Here is a 17266-nt window from a genome sequence, read left to right as displayed (position 1 = left end):
GCGATGAAAGCGCGATCATTTGCCGGGTGCCGCGAAGGCACACCCCCTGAATCCAAATGGAGCATCCATGAAGTCCCCCAAGTTTCTCTTCGGAGCGGCGCTGGCCGTGGCTGGAACTGTCCTGCTCTCCGCATGCACACCTCCCGCCTCATCACCTGCCGGGCAATCTGCGGGCAGCAGCAACGAGTCGCTGGTCATCTACAGCAACTCGGTGTCCGACGGCCGCGGCGACTGGCTCAAGCAGAAGGCCGCAGAGGCCGGTTTCGCGCTCAACATTGTGGACCTCGGTGGCGGCGATGTGATGAACCGCCTGTCCGCGGAGAGAAACAACCCCGTCGCGGACGTAACTTTTGGCCTGAACAATGTCTACCTGGAAAAGCTCAAAGCCCAGAACGTTCTGGAGGCCTACACGCCCTCGTGGGCCGGCGACGTGGATGCGTCCCTGGGTGATGCGGACAAGCAGTTCTGGCCAATCGTGCGCGAGCCCATCATGCTCGTCTTCAACAAGGGCGCCTATCCGGATGCCGCCCAAGCCCCCTCGGACTGGACGGATCTTTCGAGCAAGGATGCCTTCAAGGGCAGGTACGAGGTGCCGACATCGCTCGGTGGCGCCACGACGCAAATGGTGCTCGCCGGCATCCTGGCCCGATACGCCGACCCCAACGGTGAACTGGGCATCAGCCAGGACGGCTGGAATGCGGTCAAGGGCTATTTCGCCAACGGAAGTCCCGCCGTCAAGGGTGAGGACCTGTATGCGCGCATGAAGGCCGGCAAGGTTGATGCGGGGCAAATGTGGCTGGCCGGCAAGGCAAGCCGCGAGACCCAGTACGGCGTCCAGACCCAGGCGGCGCAGCCGGCCGTGGGCGTGCCGTTTGCCGTCCAACAGGTTGCCCTGGTCAAGGGATCCACGAAACAGGAAACGGCTGAGAAGTTCATTGACTGGTTTGGCAGTGCCGACGTCCAGGCCCAGTGGTCGGTGAAATTCTTTACCGCCCCCACGAATCTGAAGGCCGCAGCAAATGCCAACCAGGATGCCATCAAGCAGACCGATGCATTCAGCCGGCAGAACATCGATTGGGCTCTGGTGGCGAAGAACATTGACGCCTGGGTGGAAAAGATCGATCTCGAGTACCGGAAATGATCACCTTCGAAAATATTGACGTCAACTTTGACGGTTTCAACGCCCTCCCCGAATTCAACCTGACCATCAAAGAAGGCGAGTTCTTCACGCTGCTTGGCCCATCGGGCTGCGGAAAATCCACCGCCCTGCGCACCTTGGCAGGATTTATCCAGCCGCTCGCCGGAGACGTATGGATCGATGGTCAGCGCGTCACCAACCTCCCGAGCCGACGCCGTGAGATTGGAATGGTCTTCCAGAACTACGCACTCTTTCCCACGATGTCGGTCGAAGACAATATCGCCTTCGGACTCAAGGTCTCCGGCGTCTCCAAGGCAGAGTCGGCCCGCCGCGTCGCCGGGATCGCAGAGGCGGTAAACCTGACACAGAACCAATTGGTCAAAGGAGTCGCCGAGCTGTCCGGTGGTCAGCAGCAGCGGGTGGCGATCGCTCGTGCCCTCGTGCTGCGCCCCAAGATCCTGCTTCTGGACGAGCCGCTGTCCAACCTTGACGCCAAGCTCCGCCATCAACTGCGCATCCAGCTCAAAGAGCTGCAGGAACACTTTGGCATCACCACCGTCTACGTCACACACGACCAGGACGAGGCCCTCACCATGAGCGACAGGATCGCCGTCATGAACCAGGGCCGCATTGAGCAGGTGGGGACTCCTGCCCAGGTGTATGATGCATCGGCCACCGAGTTTGTCTGCAATTTCATCGGCGAAAACAACCGCCTGACTCCAGGGTCCCTGGGCGCGCTCCGGTCCGCAGGCGCCACACTGCTGGATCCGGAGGCGGAGTCCTATGTCCGCATCGAAAAGACCTGCATCACAGCCTCCGACCGGCATCGAGCGAGGACGGCCCCCGATGCCGGTTTGCGCGCAACGTCCGGAGCAGCGGGCCGGGCGGTTCTTCCCGGTGTCGTACGGTCGAAGCAGTACCACGGCCTCTACAGCAGTTACCGGGTGGAAGCGGCCGGAGGATTGTTCAAAGGCATCATCCAGGAGTACGGGCATCCGGGTTTTGTCGTCGGCGACGCCGTGGATTTGGCCATCGACTCACGTGACGTGCTGCAGTACGCGGGGGCCGGACTGTGAACGGCTCGGCGCGGCTCATGCTGAGGTCACCGCTGTTCGTGGTGGTCACCCTGGCAGTCCTGTGGTTCTCGGTGACCTTTTTGATTTACCCGAACGTTCGGCTGCTGGGAACCGTGTTTTTCCCCGAATCGGGATTCTCGCTGCGGGCCTTCCAGCGGCTGGCCTCGTCCGAACGCGCCATGGCTTCGCTGCGGAACAGCTTCGTGCTGGCAGCGGTCCTGTCCGTGACGGTGAACATTGTGGGCATCTTCATTGTGCTGGCCACACGCTACTTCGACGTCAAAGGCGCCAAGATCCTGTGGATCGGCTACGCCACGACCCTGGTCTACGGCGGCATAGTGCAGGTGGCCGGCTACAAGATCATCTACGGCGAACACGGCTTCATCACCAATGCCATTGCCGGGGTGTTCCCCGACATGGACAGGGCATGGTTCACCGGGATGGCGGCGGTGGTGTTTGTCATGACCCTGGCCGGCACAGGGCACCACCTGTTGTTCATGAGCAATGCTTTGGCCCGGGCGGACTTCCAGACGGTGGAGGCGGCCCGGATGATGGGCGCGTCCGCAGGGACGGTGCTGTGGCGGATTGTGCTGCCCACCCTCAAGCCCATGATTTTTGCAATCACCATCCTGACCTTTCTGGGCGGGCTGGGGGCACTGGCCGCCCCGCAGGTGCTTGGCGGCACCAGCTTCCAGACCATCACACCCATGATCCTGACATTCGCCAATGCGCCGTCGTCACGGGATCTGGCGGCCACGCTGGCCATGGTGCTGGGGGTGTCCACCATCGTCCTGCTGGCCGTGCTGAACCGGCTGGAAAAGGGCGGCACGTACTTTGCCGTGTCCAAGGTGTCGGCGGCGATGCAGACGCAACGTATCGAAAACCGGGTGGCGAACGCCGTCGTTCATGTGGTGGCCTACGTCCTGCTCGTCATGTATGTGGTGCCGCCGCTGCTGATCGTGGTCTTTTCCTTTACCAATGCCGCGGCCATCAACAGCGGAACGCTGGGCTGGGACAGTTTCACGCTGCGCAACTATGCGGTGGTGTTCAGCGACTATGCCGCCTTCTGGCCGTTCCTGGTCAGCATCGGCTACGGTGCCATCGCCTCGGTAGTGGTGGTGACCGGGCTGATCTTCGTCGCGAGGATGGTGCAAAGGTACCGCAACAGGATCACAACGGTGCTGGAATACGTACTGCACATTCCCTGGATCTTGCCGTCCACGCTCATTGCGCTGGGACTGATCGTCGGATTTGACCATCCCGAGTGGCTGGTGGGCGATGTGGTGCTTACCGGAACAGTGGCGATCCTGGCGATCGCTTACATTATCGGAAAGATCCCCTTCACCCTGCGGATGCTGAAAGCCGCCTTCGCCGGAGTGCCGGACCAGCTGGAGGACGCGGCGTCCATCCTCGGCGCCAAGCCCCTCGCCATCTTCCGCCGCGTGCTGCTGCCCATTGTGGCGCCGACGGCAGCGGCGATCGCGGCGCTGAACTTCAACCATCTCCTCGATGACTACGACACCGCAGTTTTTCTGGCCCACCCGCTGTACCAGCCGCTGGGCGTTGTCATCAAGAACGCCACCGGCGAGGACACACTCACCGACGCCACGGCATTGACGTTCGTCTACACGGTGCTACTGATGGTCATCACGGGAACAACGATGTGGCTGGTCTACGGGCGGGGAACGGGCAAAAAGAAGAACAAACCCGTCCAGGGCCCGAGGGCCGCGGAAGTGGTGACCGCACCGCGTGCGTCGCACAAGCAATTGCAGAAAGTCTAGGAAAACCATGTTTGGACGTCAGAAATTTGCAGGCATCAATGCCCCGCTCAACGCGGCATTCGCGGGCAGGCTGCCACTGGTGGCAGTGCACCGCGGAACGGGACTGGGATGCGTGGTTGAAAACACCCTGCCAGCGGTGACCGCGGCGCTCCGGCAGGGCGCCGAGATGGTTGAGATTGACGTGGTGGAGTCCACCGACGGCGAGTTCTTCCTCTTCCATGACGGCTATGAAGGCATGCACTTTGGTCTGCAGGAAAACATCCGGACCATGGACAGCGACCAGATCCGGGCACTGCAGTACCAGTGGGCGGCCAGCAGCAGCGCGAGGTACGGCGTGGCGACCCTGGCTGAGGTGCTGACGGCCCATCCGGATGCCCTGTTCAACGTGGACAGGTCCTGGTGGTTCTGGCCCCGCTTGTTGCCGTACCTGGACCAGTTCCGGACGCCGGGTGCCAAGGTGCTCAAATCCCCGGTGACCGAGGAATATCTGGGTCTGCTGGCCAACCATGGGGTCAAATACCCCTACGCCCCGATGGTCCGCTCCCATCAGGAGGTCCTCCAGATTCTAGCCGCCACCGAAGTGAATGCTGTTGGCATGGAGCTGCTGCCCGATTCCGAGGACCACGAATTTGCCTCCCCGGACTACGTGCCGTGGCTGCATGACCAGGGCATGTTTGCACTGGTCAACGCCATCAACCTGAGCAATGGAGTTCCCTTGTTCTGCGGCTGGGACGATGAAGCATCAATCTTTGCGGGGCCGGAGGCTGGCTGGGGGAGGCTCATCGCCCATGGCGCTGACGTCATCCAAACGGACTGGCCGGGGATGCTCGTGCCGTACCGCAATGCGGTAGGGACCTTCCATGGCACACCGTTGGCCCTGGACGCACGCTAGGTTGGATCAGGTGAACAACGTCAGAACCGCCGATGGCTCCAACACCGAGGACGACGGCGCCACTCTTGAACCGCTCCAGGTGCGGATGGACGACGTCGCCCAGCTGGCCAAGGTTTCGCGCGCCACGGTGTCCCGCGTTCTGGTAGGGCATCCACCGGTCTCCGACGCGACGCGCGAAAAGGTGTTGAACGCCGTCCGCGCGCTGGGCTATGTGCCCAACATGATGGCACGCGGACTGGCCACCCGGGCCTCTGACCTGGTGGGCTTGCTCCTGCGCGATCCGCGCAACCCGGCCTACGGGCTGCTGCACTCGGAGATTCAGGCCTCGGCGAGTGCGCATCGATTGCAGCTTGTCACCGCGGTCCCGCACTGGGCGGAGGCGGCCGACGACGAGCTGGCAGCGTTGCGGAGGCTGTTGGGGTTGCGGGTTGGCGGTCTGCTGGTCTCCACCGGAGTGGTCAAGGCCCGCGACCTGGAGCCGTTCCTGGACAGCGTCCCGGTAATTTCGGTGGGCAGGGTGGAGGACCACCCGGGAATCTACGGCGTGTCCTATGACGAGGACACGAACGGTGCCATCCTGGCAGACCAGGTGGCCGCCGCGGGCCACCAGTCGGTGGCCGTCCTGCTGACCGGACCTGCCGTGTCGACAGCGGAAAACCGCCGGGGGCGCTCCATGGCAGCGCGCCTGGAGGGCTATGGCATCCACGTTGTCCGGGTTGCGGCGGACACCTTCGGGGCAACGGAAGAAGGAAGTGGGGACATTGTCCAGCTCGTCCGGGAGCGCCGGGTCACCGCGGCGATGTTCCCGAACGATGCGCGGGCCCTGAACTTCGTGCGACATGCACGGGCCTCGTCCCTGGACGTGCCGGTCGATGTGTCCGTCACCGGTTGTGACGGGGTAGCCATGGGCATGGACCTTCTGGGGTTGGCAACGCTTCGAATCCCGGTGGAAGCCGTGGCCCGCCGTGCCTTGGAAGTCCTGGGGGACTTGATGCGTGACCGCTCAGCGCCCGTCCGGCACGAACTCTTCCCCGGTGTCTTTACGCCTGGAAGGACGCTGGCACCGCCCCGGCACTGATCACCAGCCTCGGCGCTCCCTGGCGCGCAGAGGATCGTGGAGTGGCTGTTTGTTCCTTTTGAGGCGTCAGGGTGGACTCCGGGCCTTCTGCCCAGCATGATGAAGCCGTGATCACTGAATATTCTGCAAGCGGGGTGAGGCCGCGGCGGGCACTGACGGTTGGTTCCGCTGTGGTGGCCCGGTTGTTTCGTGATTTCAACAGCGAGTTTTCGACGACGAGTCCGGGCGTCGACCTTTCCAAGATCTCCCGGCCGGCGCTGCCCAGGTTTGCCGGCCGATACCGCTGGAGTACAACGCATGCCTGACGAAAAGAAGGGTGAGGTCCACTGGTTGCCGCAGCCCGAGGAGCAAGATTATCCGGGCGCGGCGGACTATCTTTCCTTACTTGAGTCCGACGACGTCATTGCCACCATTGTCGCGTCGCTCAGGGTCGCCCCCATCCAGCACCGCAAGGCCAAGGACATTCTCCGGGCCTCGAGGCTGGTGCTGCTGCCCGAGGACAACGCCCATGTGGCCTCGAAAACACCGACATTCCACTCAAACTGGCTGATGCGCCCCGGTAACCACGCAAGCCAACAGCAATGCCGGTAGAAGGAGGTACGTGTCGTTCTTTCAGCTTTCGCTGATCGCCGCGGTCGCGCTCCTCGGGCCGCTGTTGGCGCTCCCCCGGAAATGGCACCTTCCCGTGGTGCTGGGGCAGTTGCTGGCTGGAATCGCCATCGGGCGCACGGGTCTGGGCATGGTGGACTCCTCGGATCCCACGTTCACTTTTGTGGCCGACGTCGGGTTCGCCCTAGTCATGTTCGTCGCCGGGACGCATGTCCCAGTGCGGGACGTAGCCATCCGCCCCGCACTGGGTGCTGGCGCCCTGCGTGCCGGCATCGCCGCAGTGCTCGCGGCCGCCGCCGGAGCCGTCATTGCCTTTGCCTTTGGCACCGGACATGCTCCCCTTTACATCGTTCTGCTCGCTTCCTCTTCAGCAGCCTTGGTCCTGCCGATCGTCGACTCGCTGCGGCTGAAAGGACCGAAGGTCCTGACGATGACGGCGCAAGTGGCGGTAGCGGACATCGCCTGTATTGTGGCGCTTCCGCTTGCTGTCGACCCACCCAATGCACTGAGGGCAGCCGTCGGGGCAGCCGTCGTTGCGGCGTGCGCCGCGGTTTTGTTCTTTGCGCTTCGCTGGCTGGAGCGCAGCGGCACGCGCGGACGGGTGCATGACATGTCCGAGGACCGGAAGTTCGCCCTGGAGCTGAGGATCCAACTTGCCTTGCTCTTCGCGCTCTCCGGGCTTGCCGTCGCGGGCCACGTGTCCATCATGCTGGCCGGGTTCTCCTTCGGCCTGGTGGTCGCAGCGGTGGGCGAACCCAGGCGACTGGCTCATCAACTCTTCGCAGTCAGCGATGGCTTTCTAGGGCCGGTGTTCTTCGTCTGGCTGGGGGCATCACTGGATCTGCGCACCCTTGCGGGAAGCCCCAGAATGATTCTCCTAGGGATTTGCCTTGGTCTGGGGACTCTGCTGGTCCATGGAAGCCTGCGGCTACTCGGCCAGCCCCTGCCGCTCGCGGTGCTTGCAGCGTCCCAGTTGGGAGTGCCGGTTGCCGCCGCCACTATCGGCTCCCAATTGCATTTACTGGAAGCCGGAGAAGCCTCGGCCATGATCCTCGGAGCCCTCATCAGCATCGCGGCAAGCGCCGCCGCGGGCTCACGGGCCGCCCGCACGTTTAGGCAGCCGGCCCCGGCACCGACGGGCAACCCGTCCGGCCCGACCTTGGCTGAGTAGTTCGCCTAAGCGGCACAACTCCGCTAGTCTCTCAATGCTGTTGGGCCAGGGCCATGAAGCCAAACGCCAGCGCGAGGGGATCACTCTAGCGAAGGCCCGCGGCGCCGGTGGTATGCGCCAACGGGCAATGATCGCCCTCGCACTTGCCAGCCGTCCCAGTCTCCTGTTTGTTTTGCGCGCGCCTGGAACTGCGGTATCAGGCGATCGAATGGGCGGGGACTGGCACCGGCTCGGTATCCCGACGGAGCCGTGCCACTTGGATAAGGATTGCCGGGACTGCGAAGGTAATGATGGCGGCCGCGTACCACTGCAAGGTCGGGACCAGCCCCAGCACGGGGACCAGCTGGCCGGCGATGATGACGGGTATCCCGAACGCCAGGTACGCGACCGTGTAGATGCCCGAAAAGACGCCGGCGCGTTGGTGAGACTGAATGTGCGGGGCTATTAGCCGGAGCTGGCCGCCGAATGACGCGCCGAAGCCGATACCTCCGAGCGCCGCACCGATCCAGACGGCGGGCAGCCACGGCGCGCTGATTCCGAGAAGGACCACGATCGTTCCGAGGAGGGTAAATGATGTTCCAACTAGGGTGCTGCGACGGGCAGGGTGCCGGTTGAAAACGAAGCTTGAAATAGCGGCCGCGAACGGGCCGAGGAACGCCGTGAAGCCAGCTACCAGGCCGCCGTCCAAATTGAACTGAAGACGAAGCATCCCGGGTGATAGCCCGAGGAAGAAGGCAGGGAACATCCAGCCTGCGATATGCACGGGAATGCCTGCGGCAAACTCACCGCGGACATTGCCCGGGAGTCCAAGGCGGGGAGTCAGCGACCGAAGCGCTCCGGGCCGCTTTGCTGCAGTTTCGGCTGTAAAGCTGACGAAGACGATGGCCAGAACCATGACTCCAGCAAGGATGGTGAAAACAAGCGTGTTGGCGTCAGGAGTGAACTGAACCGCGGCGCCGGTCAGCAGAGCGCCGACGCCGAGACCTCCTGCGACCGAGGCGCCGGCCAGGCCTCCGGCGAGCTTCTTGAGGTGGGCGGGTGCCTGCTCAGCGATGGCAGCGCTGAAGACGCTGGTCGCAAATCCCGTGGCGAGACCCTGGAAGGCGCGGGCGACGATCACCCAGGTGATTGTCGGGGCGATGAGGAACACAATCATGGAAGCGAGCTCACCATAAAGGGCGGCAAGCATGACCGGCCGGCGGCCGACATGGTCGGAGAGTGAACCGCCGATCAGGAGCGCCACTAACAGGCCAAGGGCGTAGATCGAGAAGGCGATGCTGAGCGCGCCGGCTGAGAACTGCCACTCCTGCTGGCGAAGCGAGAGCAGGGGCGTCGGGGCTCCGGCGGCGAAGAAAAACGCTGCAAAAACTGTGGCGAGACCGGCAAATGAGACGGTAGGGGAAATTTTGGGGGACAACACGAGCTCCTTAGACAGAGTGGTCTAAACCTTCTTAGTTAGACAGATCTGTCTAACTAAGTCAATACGAATTTAGACAGATCTGTCTGATAAAGTGAGGGCATGACCTCAACCCGGGTTCCCGCAAGGCAACGCCTCCTCGATGCAGCGGACAGGCTGTTCTACGCCGAGGGAGTCCATACTGTCGGGATCGACAGGGTCATCGAGGAAGCCGGCGTTGCCAAAGGCTCGCTCTTCTACAACTTTTCGGGCAAGGACGAACTTGTAGCCGCATATCTCGCGGGCTGGGACCAGCGGCGGCGGGATCGGATTGCCCGGCACCAGCAGGGGCTGGATGACCCGGTCGACAAATTGCTGGCAATCTTTGATGCCTTGCAGGAAGCGGTCCTGACCCCGGGCTACCGGGGTTGCGCGTTCGCTAATGCCAATGCCGAGGCCCTCCCGGGCAGCGTGGAAGCCAGTGCGCTGCGCGCGTTCCGCGACTGGCTCGCCGACGTCATCCTGGCGCAGACCGAAGAAGCAGGCTTTCTATACGCCGCCGATGTGGCGGCCCGTCTCCGGTTGCTCTACGACGGAGCAGTCGCCAACTCACAACTCGACAAGCACCCGGACGCCGTCCGGTTGGCCAGGGAACTCGCACAAATGGTCCTGGACACCTCACCCCGGGCCTGAGGGAAAAGGGCGACCATGGCGCCGGGGCTCCAAAATGCCAGGTCCCCGGGCTGTTAGATTTTCTGGAACTGGTTTTTCGCTGCCCATCGGGCGTCGGGGGAGATGCCTTGAGGTCCACGGCAAGGCCGCCTGGACGGAAAGGTCTGTAAGTTCCTGGACGCGGAGGCTTTGGGAGTGGCCGCCGGTGCCCCAATACGTATTAGCCGGCCCACGAAGGGGTGCGATCGCAAATTCGTGCATACCTTCGTCGAAACGGATGGCCGGGGACCAGCCCATCTCGCCTTTGATCAGCTGCGAGGACGCGGTGATGTGCCGGACGTCGCCCAGCCTGTACTCACCGGTGACGACGGGGTCGGGGCCACCACTGAAGGAACTCAGGGCCGAAGCCACGTCCCCGATGGTCCGGACTTCGTCGGCGCCGACATTGTAGGCACGGAAGCCTGACAGCCGTCCCGCCGCGATGGACTCTGCCGCGGCAATATTCACGGCCGCGACGTCACTGACGTGGATGAAGCTGCGCCGCTGGGCACCGTCTTCGAACACCCGGGGTGCCTCGCCGCGGGCCAGGGCGGACCGGAAAATTGACGCAACCCCGGCGTACGGGGTGTTCCGCGGCATCCGCGGACCGTAAACGTTGTGGTACCTCAGGGCGATGGCAATGCCGCCGGTGCTGCGCGCGCCCAGATGGCGGCGAGGTGCTCCTGGCTCAGTTTGGAAGCCGCGTAGACATTGCGCGGGTCCAGTCGGGCATCCTCGGTGACCATCGCGGGGGCTAGGATGTTGCCGGTGACGGGGTTCCGGGGGTCGAAAATTCCGGCGTTGAGGTCCTCCGGCGTGCGCGGACCGGGGCGGACCATGGATCCCGTATCCGGGTCCGTGTAGGCCCCTTCGCCGTAGGCCACCATCGAGGACGCCAGCACACGACAAGGACCAACGCTGCAGCCATTCCTCGGGGTCCGCCATGGGAGCACCGTATACGTCGATTCTGACGTGGAAAGGGAGGGCTGACTGCAATTCGCCCATCCTCCATCTGGGCATAGTGCGGATTGCCGGGGCGGCAGCGCGGTTGACCCATGGCCGCGCCGCTGTACCCGGGCGTTTCCCAAGCAGTTTCACCTCGTTGCTGTCACAGATCGGGCGCGGGCGGTGTCTTCATGTCGTAGGACCCAGAACCGACCCGCAGGAGGAGTCATGACCACGAGGATCCCGGCAGCAGAGATCACCGGTTTTTACGGCGCACTCATCAAGAAGTTCAGCGCGAAGATGTTCGGCAAAGTCCCGGAATCGCTGGGTGTCATGTGGCATAACCAGCCCGTTCTCAAGGCGTCCATGGGCATGGGGCAGAAACTGCAGAAGTGGAACAGCTGCGATGAGTCGCTGAAATCCTACGCCCACATGGCCGTGGCATCGCTGATCGGGTGTACGTGGTGCCTGGACTTCAACTACTTCATGGCGCACAACCACGGCCTGGACCTGGACAAGGCTCAGCAGATCCCGTGCTGGCGCGACTCCGGGGTCTTCACGCCCCTGGAGCGGGACGTCCTGGAATATGCCGAGGCCATGAGCACGACTCCCGTAACCGTCACGGACGAACTTGCTGCCCGACTGCTCGAGCAGCTCGGCGCAGCGGCCCTGGTAGAGCTGACCAGCGTCATCGGCTACGCCAACCTCACAACCCGCAGCAACGTCGCGCTGGGCATCGAGTCCGAGGGATTCGCGGATGCCTGCGGCCTGAAGCCGCTCGCGGTACCAAGCGGGCGCGGAGTAGCCTGACCGATATGGGCAGCTCCGGGACCACCGACAGATTGGACCTTTTCGTCGCCCACCGAAGCCTTCTCTTCACTGTCGCTTACGAGATTATTGGCTCCGCCGCGGATGCTGAGGACGTGGTGCAGGAGGCCTGGCTGCGGTGGTCTGGCCTTGGCGCCGGGGCCCGTGCGGAGGTGCGTGACCCGCGGGCCTATTTCGTCCGTATCGTCTCCCGCCAGGCGCTCAACCGCCTCCGCGCGTTGTCACGACGGCGGGAGGATTACGTCGGGGAATGGCTACCTGAGCCTCTGCTCACTGTGCCGGATGTCGCCGAGGATGTGGAACTGGCCGAAAGCGTTTCGATCGCCATGCTCACGGTTCTCGAATCGCTCACGCCTGTGGAGCGGGCGGTCTTCGTACTGCGGGAGGTTTTCGACGTGCCCTACGAGGAGATTGCCGAGGCCGTGGGCAAGTCAGCGGCCGCCGTGCGCCAGATCGTCAGCCGTGCGCGCTCTCATGTGGCCGCGCGGCGCCCCCGCATGCGCGTGGACCGCAGCGAGCAGCAGGCAGTCGTCGAACGGTTCCTGGCGGCGGTCACCACCGGGGATGTGCAGGGCTTGATGGACGTGCTGGCGCCTGATGTCGTACTCATCGCCGACGGCGGCGGCGTCGCCCAGGCGGTTCGGGTGCCGGTGTACGGCGCGAAGAAGGTGACAAATCTGCTGCGGTCCTTCCCGCAGGCCGCGCTCAACCCGAAAATCGCTCTGCTCTGGCTCAACGGCGGCCTCGGCATCCGGATCGACGACGAAGCAGGCGGTCCGTCACTCATCAGCCTGGTGGTGGAGGACGGCAGGATCGCACGGATCTTCGCCATGCGGAACCCGGACAAGCTCGGCCACTTGGAGGAGGAGACCCGGCTGGCGCGCTAGCCGCTCAGACCCTCTATAGCGATCGCGGCGCCAGTCGTAAGGCGGTCCAGGGCATCACGGTGGCATGCAGCCCAGTGTTCACAAGGGCTGGAATGCAGTTCGAGTCCCACCTCGGGCACGCATAACCCCTCGTCAGAGGGGTTTTTGCCTTAATGTGTGGACATTGACCTTCCGAGGGGACCTCTGACACTGGCCGCGGACTCTGTGTGGCGCCGCGGTGGCCTGTTCGGTTGTGTGGGTGGCGGGGTCAGGGGCCTTGGCCGGTGGGCCCTCCGCCTGCTCCGTATTGGGGCTATGCGTTCCTCTCTCGGTTCCTTGATGTTGTCCGTGGGCGGCCAACACTTATTCATGGTTCTGGATTCTGTGCGCAGCATGATTTCTTCAGGATCTTATTGGGCGGACTGTTCTTGCGGTCTAGGGGAGCGGCGTCAGCCAGTTTGTCCGGCCAAAGGGGTGTGGACAGTGTCCGCACTTAAGTCTGCTTTTTGTTGCCACTCATGCGTGCTTCGCTCCTAGGTTCTCGTGCCATATGAGTTCGTACGAGATTTACCCTGCCCCTAGTCGCCGAACGACCAGATGACCACCCGTGCCAACTGCGGTTTACTGGCAATATATGCGGTGTTATCGGCGTTTGGGCAGCGAATTCCCGGTGACAGTTGATGTCTCTCCCATCGCCCAAGCCTTCTGAACAGAGGGTCGCCGGCCGGGGCCTGGCTTCTAGGAAAATCGCCAGCCGAGCTCGCACTCAGGAAGGATCAGCTCCGTCGCCACCTTAAGGGACATGCCATCAACGTGACACAGCATGCGAAGCCCGTAGCCGTAATTCCCTCAGAAGAGCGGCCAGGGCACCGCCGACATCTCACCGCTTGGAGCCGGAAACCGCCCTGCCAAGCGCAACCGGGCGCAGCGCGTGGCGAGCGAGGCGATTTCTTCGGCGCTGAGCAAGTTCGCCAGGTTTCGGCCCAGTTCAGCGTGCAGTCCTTCAGTGACTCGTTCGATGCCGTCGCGTTCCTCGGCGGTCAGAGCGTCTCCCAGCCATCCCCACAGCACCGTGCGCAGCTTGTGGTCACGGTGGAAGGTGAGCCCATGGTCCACGCCGTGCCGGTGTCCATCCGTCATGGCAAGAATGTGGTCGCCTTTGCGGTCGGCGTTGTTCACGACGGCGTCGAACACCGCCATGCGCCTGAGCGCCTGAGAGTCCTCGTGGACGAGGGCGACCATCCGTCCGTACTCATCCTGACCCTCAAGGACTTGTTTCCACCCGGTCTCCGGTACGTCGTCCGCCGCAAGGAGGTCCACTGCGTTCTGGTCGGGGTCTGACTCCTGCCACAGCTGCACCATTCCTTTACCTAATGGACCGTCTCGCAGCCATGTGCGTGGCACCACGTTCCAGCCGAGGACCTCAGAAACCAGGTAGGCGGCGACCTCCCGGTGGGCAAGGAAGCCGTCGGGAAAATCCCACAGCGGTTTCTCCCCGGCTATGGGCTTGTAGACAACCGTCGTGTCGCCGATGTTGCCCACGAAGGTAGCGTTCGACGCCGTCGTGATGCGCCCGGTGAGGATCAGCTCGTCAGCCAGCAGGTCGGGTGCCGGCATCAGGCCTCGGGAAGGGTGCAGATGTGCCTGTCGGCGTCTACGGGATAACCGCAGAGCGGGCATGCGGGACGCCCGGCGCCCACCACCTCTCGGGTCCGCTTGGCGAATGCCCGGGCGGTGCCAACTGGCATCCGCACCAGCAACATTTCGGGCACGTCAGCGCCGTTCTCAGCCAGCGATTCGACCTCATCAGCATCGACTTCGGTGATCGGGTATGCCTCTATGACCACCTGCGCTGTCGTCGGGTCCCAACCTAAGGTCATGGCTCCGGTGCGAAACTGTTCCTGGACTGCCTCGAGCGGGTCATTGTCGACGAGTTCGATGGGAGTGCTCATGGGAACGCTGAAGGGGTTGCCTTCGAGGGAAATTAGCTGATCGAGGATTTCGTCAATCTTCTCGGCGAGCTGGGCTGACTGCTGCTTCTCCAGTGCGATGCTCACAATTTGCTTACCCGTGCTTACCTGCAGGTAGAACGTGCGCGCCCCCGGAACGCCGATGGTGCCGATGACGACCCGGTCAGGCCAGGCAAACTCGTGAACAAGTGTAGGCATGTCAGTATTTTAGGCACATGAGGTCTACTGCGCCTTTTGCCCTGCGCCGCCGCCGACTTGCGCATCGCCGGTGTTGATGCCGTTCGACAGCCACGACAGATCACCCGCGTCGGTGTTCGTCGCATAGACGGTCGGCCGAACAGCACCATAGTGGACGATCGATACGGAGGCAGGGCCCACGTTTATACGCTGGAACAGGTCAAGGTGCATGCCGAGGGCGTCGGCGATGATTGACTTGATGATGTCACCGTGACTCACCGCCACCCACACGGCCCCTGGCCCGTGCTCGGCTTCGAAGGCTGCATCGTGGCGTCGAATCGCTGCCACCGACCGGGCCTGCATCGCGGCCATGGATTCACCTCCAGGAAAGACGACGGCGGACGGTTGCGACTGCACAACCGGCCACAAATCCTCGGTCGCTAGATCACTGAGCGTGCGGCCCTGCCACTGGCCGTAATCGCACTCGGTGAGATCGGGATCGGCCGGCGCAGAAGGATTGCCAGCCTGGCGATCGAGGATGAGCCGGGCGGTCTGCTGACAACGCTCAAGAGGGCTCGACACCACCCCGACTACGGGCACGGCCGCGAGCCGGTCTCCGGTCAGAGCCGCCTGGTCGCGCCCGATCTGATCCAGGCTGACGCCGACTGCCCGACCTGCCAGCAGCCCAGTGGCGTTAGCTGTGGTGCGGCCGTGCCGCACGAGAATAACTGTCGCCATCCCCCCAGCCTAACCACCCGGTCGATGGCGGTGTGAACCGTACCGGGTCGCGCGTCGAACAGGCAGATAAAGCACTGGCGGAACCCTTCAAGCACGCCGACGCGCCCAAAGCGCCCAGGCTGACTCGGCAAGCATGGACCAGCTCATGGACGACGCAGCCAAACACTTTTGGTCAAGCCCCGGGCTTTGTGCAGACGTCTTTAATTGGAAATTGAGAGCAGTACCGGGGCGGGATGGCACGCGTGGAGCTGCTGGTATCCGTCTGGCGGGATATGGCCAATCTCGCCGTGGAGACGTGGGGAGAATAGAGTGTGGACAGTGACCGCACTTTGGGTCACGGATTGGGCTGTACCGGTGCCGGACTGGCCCGGATTCCTTATGTTTCCGGGGGAGCGCACTGTTTGCAGGGGTTGGAATGCAGATGTAACTTTCTTCCGGGCTGTCGTGGTTTGGTTGATCCGTCATACGTGGCCAACTCGGCCGCGCGGCCCATATATATATATGCATCTCTGAGTCTGATCTTCGAAGGTCCATGAGCCGGCTGGCGTGGATGACCGGAAACGGACGGTGGATCAGCGCGGGTTTATGGGAAAACGGAGTAAGTTCCGCAAGGCGAGAGTTGAAATATATTGACCCGAGACAGGGGCCACCCTATCGGTGGCACAGGAGGAAGCGTCTCGTTGTCATGTGTCGCTAGCCGCCCTCGATTTCGGTGTCGTTGCGCAGTCTTACGTGACACATTTGCGGGTGATGGGGATGAGCTCCTCTTCATACGTGAAAGCAGGAGGACCGCCGACATGGGCCCACACGACGCGCTACCCAAGGACCGAATCGGTGGTGTCAGGTTGCGATCTGAGAGGTTCCCAAGACAAATGTCAGAAAAGAAGAATCTGGACTCAACTCTTGCGGCCTTCGGCCGCGGGCCTGACGTCAGTTGGGGTGTAGTTCAAGCTGTTGTCCGGTCCGCTGCAAGGGACACAAGTCGCGCACGAGGCGGGTTGCAGGACCTGCTCAATGAAACATCAACGGTCCTTGAAAGTCTCACCGTCTTGTGTCTTGCTGCCTTGTCTCCCAAGCGGCTGTTGGTATTACTGTCGCCAAGCAGTGCTGCGACACAGTCAAAGTTGGACATGACCTAGCGATGCGTCGAACGCGCGTCTGACGAGTGCTGGGGATGTTGACTATTGCCGGACACCCTCGGGCGTCCGATGAGGGTGGATGTGTACTTGGGAAAGATAACGGGAAAGGTGGCCGTGCTGGCGTCGTCGGGATGGTCTTTGTAGTTCCGGCCTACGCAGAGGATCTTCCCGGCCCGTGGTGACGCCGCGCGCAGGGTGACTTCGGACAGGGGAACCGGTGATTCGGTCAGGCGGGCGGCACTGACAAGGACGCTTGCGGATGTTTCCGGTCCGACGTCGGTGAGCCCGGCCAACGGGATGATGTGGTCGCCGTGAACTTCGCCGATGAAGTTCTGTCCCTTGTATTGGTAGTTTGCGTAGGCCATTCGTGTTCTCTTCCTGGTCGGGGTTTCTAATTTACGGCAGCGTGGTTGTGCGCAGGGGCTCGTTCGTTTGCCTTGGGCGCCCACGCAGGCCGGGGGCGAGGGCGTTAGAGCGCCGGCTGCACGCCGAATGCTACGGCGAGTTTCATGATCTTTTCGGCGCGGCCCAGGCGGGGCAGGTCGGAGCCGTCGCGGATGACGCGGCCGTTGGCTTCGAAGTCGGCCATGAAGTCCGTGGCCCACGCGACGTCGGACGGCGTGGGGCTGATGACCTCGTTGATGACGTTGGTCTGGTCGATGGCCAGGCACAGCTTGCCGGTCATGCCCATCATCACGGTGATGCCGGTCTGCTCGCGCAGGATGGGGTGGTTGGTTCCCACCTTCCCACC

The 17266-nt window shown here is 63.1% G+C and carries 17 protein-coding genes and 1 pseudogene; 10 read left to right on the top strand and 8 right to left on the bottom strand.

The window, feature by feature from the left end; all coding sequences use genetic code 11:
• Positions 1-67 precede the first annotated feature (67 nt).
• The 7 genes from AC1DRE_RS21005 (at position 68) to AC1DRE_RS20975 (ending at position 7745) form a co-directional block, all read left to right on the top strand.
• Positions 68-1141 (top strand): extracellular solute-binding protein, encoded by a 1074-nt coding sequence (locus AC1DRE_RS21005; protein ID WP_476986440.1) that lies wholly within the window; start codon positions 68-70, stop codon positions 1139-1141.
• Entirely contained in the window at positions 1138-2214 is a 1077-nt protein-coding gene (locus AC1DRE_RS21000) for an ABC transporter ATP-binding protein (RefSeq protein WP_476986439.1), read from the top strand. Before AC1DRE_RS21005 ends, AC1DRE_RS21000 begins: the two co-directional genes overlap by 4 nt.
• Positions 2215-2231: 17 nt before the next feature.
• Positions 2232-3995, top strand: a complete 1764-nt coding sequence (locus tag AC1DRE_RS20995) for an ABC transporter permease (RefSeq protein ID WP_476986438.1) — start codon at positions 2232-2234, stop codon at positions 3993-3995.
• A 7-nt stretch (positions 3996-4002) separates the two neighbouring features.
• On the top strand, positions 4003-4887 hold the full coding sequence (locus AC1DRE_RS20990) for a glycerophosphodiester phosphodiesterase family protein (protein ID WP_476986437.1): 885 nt from the start codon (positions 4003-4005) through the stop codon (positions 4885-4887).
• Positions 4888-4897: 10 nt separating this feature from the next.
• Positions 4898-5965, top strand: a complete 1068-nt coding sequence (locus AC1DRE_RS20985; RefSeq protein WP_476986436.1) for a LacI family DNA-binding transcriptional regulator — start codon at positions 4898-4900, stop codon at positions 5963-5965.
• 297 nt (positions 5966-6262) lie between these two features.
• A complete protein-coding gene (locus AC1DRE_RS20980; protein ID WP_476986435.1) occupies positions 6263-6556 on the top strand; it encodes a hypothetical protein in 294 nt (97 codons plus the stop codon).
• A gap of 10 nt (positions 6557-6566) precedes the next feature.
• Positions 6567-7745, top strand: a complete 1179-nt coding sequence (locus AC1DRE_RS20975; RefSeq protein ID WP_476986434.1) for a cation:proton antiporter — start codon at positions 6567-6569, stop codon at positions 7743-7745.
• A gap of 196 nt (positions 7746-7941) precedes the next feature.
• Here the strand turns inward: AC1DRE_RS20975 and AC1DRE_RS20970 are convergent, their stop codons facing one another.
• Positions 7942-9162, bottom strand: a complete 1221-nt coding sequence (locus AC1DRE_RS20970) for an MFS transporter (protein WP_476986433.1) — start codon at positions 9160-9162, stop codon at positions 7942-7944.
• A gap of 102 nt (positions 9163-9264) precedes the next feature.
• Here AC1DRE_RS20970 and AC1DRE_RS20965 point away from each other — a divergent pair, with 102 nt between their 5' ends.
• Entirely contained in the window at positions 9265-9834 is a 570-nt protein-coding gene (locus AC1DRE_RS20965) for a TetR/AcrR family transcriptional regulator (RefSeq protein ID WP_476986432.1), read from the top strand.
• On the opposite strand, the gene AC1DRE_RS20960 is transcribed toward AC1DRE_RS20965, so the two are convergent.
• On the bottom strand, positions 9820-10452 hold the full coding sequence (locus AC1DRE_RS20960) for an NAD-dependent epimerase/dehydratase family protein (protein WP_476986431.1): 633 nt from the start codon (positions 10450-10452) through the stop codon (positions 9820-9822). The two genes, AC1DRE_RS20965 and AC1DRE_RS20960, sit on opposite strands and share 15 nt — an antisense overlap.
• Positions 10453-10478: 26 nt before the next feature.
• On the bottom strand, positions 10479-10754 hold the full coding sequence (locus tag AC1DRE_RS20955) for a hypothetical protein (protein ID WP_476986430.1): 276 nt from the start codon (positions 10752-10754) through the stop codon (positions 10479-10481).
• A gap of 271 nt (positions 10755-11025) precedes the next feature.
• On the opposite strand from AC1DRE_RS20955, the gene AC1DRE_RS20950 reads away from it, so the two are divergent.
• Together AC1DRE_RS20950 and AC1DRE_RS20945 are read left to right on the top strand one after the other, a co-directional pair.
• Positions 11026-11607 carry a carboxymuconolactone decarboxylase family protein gene (locus tag AC1DRE_RS20950; protein ID WP_476986429.1) on the top strand — a complete coding sequence of 194 codons (582 nt, stop codon included), beginning with the start codon at positions 11026-11028 and terminating at the stop codon, positions 11605-11607.
• A 5-nt stretch (positions 11608-11612) separates the two neighbouring features.
• On the top strand, positions 11613-12512 hold the full coding sequence (locus AC1DRE_RS20945; protein WP_476986428.1) for an RNA polymerase sigma-70 factor: 900 nt from the start codon (positions 11613-11615) through the stop codon (positions 12510-12512).
• Positions 12513-13340: 828 nt separating this feature from the next.
• Here AC1DRE_RS20945 and AC1DRE_RS20940 read toward each other — a convergent pair.
• The 5 genes and pseudogenes from AC1DRE_RS20940 to AC1DRE_RS20920 form a co-directional block, all read right to left on the bottom strand.
• Positions 13341-14108 carry an SCO1664 family protein gene (locus AC1DRE_RS20940; protein WP_476986427.1) on the bottom strand — a complete coding sequence of 256 codons (768 nt, stop codon included), beginning with the start codon at positions 14106-14108 and terminating at the stop codon, positions 13341-13343.
• Entirely contained in the window at positions 14108-14659 is a 552-nt protein-coding gene (locus AC1DRE_RS20935) for a DUF3090 domain-containing protein (protein WP_476986426.1), read from the bottom strand. Before AC1DRE_RS20935 ends, AC1DRE_RS20940 begins: the two co-directional genes overlap by 1 nt.
• A 24-nt stretch (positions 14660-14683) precedes the next feature.
• Entirely contained in the window at positions 14684-15376 is a 693-nt protein-coding gene (locus tag AC1DRE_RS20930; protein WP_476986425.1) for an MSMEG_4193 family putative phosphomutase, read from the bottom strand.
• Between the two features lie 1135 nt (positions 15377-16511).
• On the bottom strand, positions 16512-16880 hold the full coding sequence (locus AC1DRE_RS20925; RefSeq protein WP_476986424.1) for a hypothetical protein: 369 nt from the start codon (positions 16878-16880) through the stop codon (positions 16512-16514).
• 104 nt (positions 16881-16984) lie between these two features.
• A pseudogene (locus AC1DRE_RS20920) lies at positions 16985-17266 on the bottom strand (CoA ester lyase); the annotation flags it as partial.

The organism is Arthrobacter sp. P4_H3 (assembly GCF_056400885.1).
Note: the sequence above shows the minus strand (reverse complement) of the source record. Positions and strands in the feature narration are given on the sequence as shown.

Coding starts and splice junctions, on each gene's coding strand:
- AC1DRE_RS20960 (WP_476986431.1), bottom strand. CDS start 10,452: ATGCCGCGGAACACCCCGTACGCCGGGGTTGCGTCAATTTTCCGGTCC.
- AC1DRE_RS20930 (WP_476986425.1), bottom strand. CDS start 15,376: ATGGCGACAGTTATTCTCGTGCGGCACGGCCGCACCACAGCTAACGCC.
- AC1DRE_RS20980 (WP_476986435.1), top strand. CDS start 6,263: ATGCCTGACGAAAAGAAGGGTGAGGTCCACTGGTTGCCGCAGCCCGAG.
- AC1DRE_RS20965 (WP_476986432.1), top strand. CDS start 9,265: ATGACCTCAACCCGGGTTCCCGCAAGGCAACGCCTCCTCGATGCAGCG.
- AC1DRE_RS20995 (WP_476986438.1), top strand. CDS start 2,232: ATGCTGAGGTCACCGCTGTTCGTGGTGGTCACCCTGGCAGTCCTGTGG.
- AC1DRE_RS21000 (WP_476986439.1), top strand. CDS start 1,138: ATGATCACCTTCGAAAATATTGACGTCAACTTTGACGGTTTCAACGCC.
- AC1DRE_RS20990 (WP_476986437.1), top strand. CDS start 4,003: ATGTTTGGACGTCAGAAATTTGCAGGCATCAATGCCCCGCTCAACGCG.
- AC1DRE_RS20940 (WP_476986427.1), bottom strand. CDS start 14,108: ATGCCGGCACCCGACCTGCTGGCTGACGAGCTGATCCTCACCGGGCGC.
- AC1DRE_RS20950 (WP_476986429.1), top strand. CDS start 11,026: ATGACCACGAGGATCCCGGCAGCAGAGATCACCGGTTTTTACGGCGCA.
- AC1DRE_RS20945 (WP_476986428.1), top strand. CDS start 11,613: ATGGGCAGCTCCGGGACCACCGACAGATTGGACCTTTTCGTCGCCCAC.
- AC1DRE_RS21005 (WP_476986440.1), top strand. CDS start 68: ATGAAGTCCCCCAAGTTTCTCTTCGGAGCGGCGCTGGCCGTGGCTGGA.
- AC1DRE_RS20935 (WP_476986426.1), bottom strand. CDS start 14,659: ATGCCTACACTTGTTCACGAGTTTGCCTGGCCTGACCGGGTCGTCATC.
- AC1DRE_RS20925 (WP_476986424.1), bottom strand. CDS start 16,880: ATGGCCTACGCAAACTACCAATACAAGGGACAGAACTTCATCGGCGAA.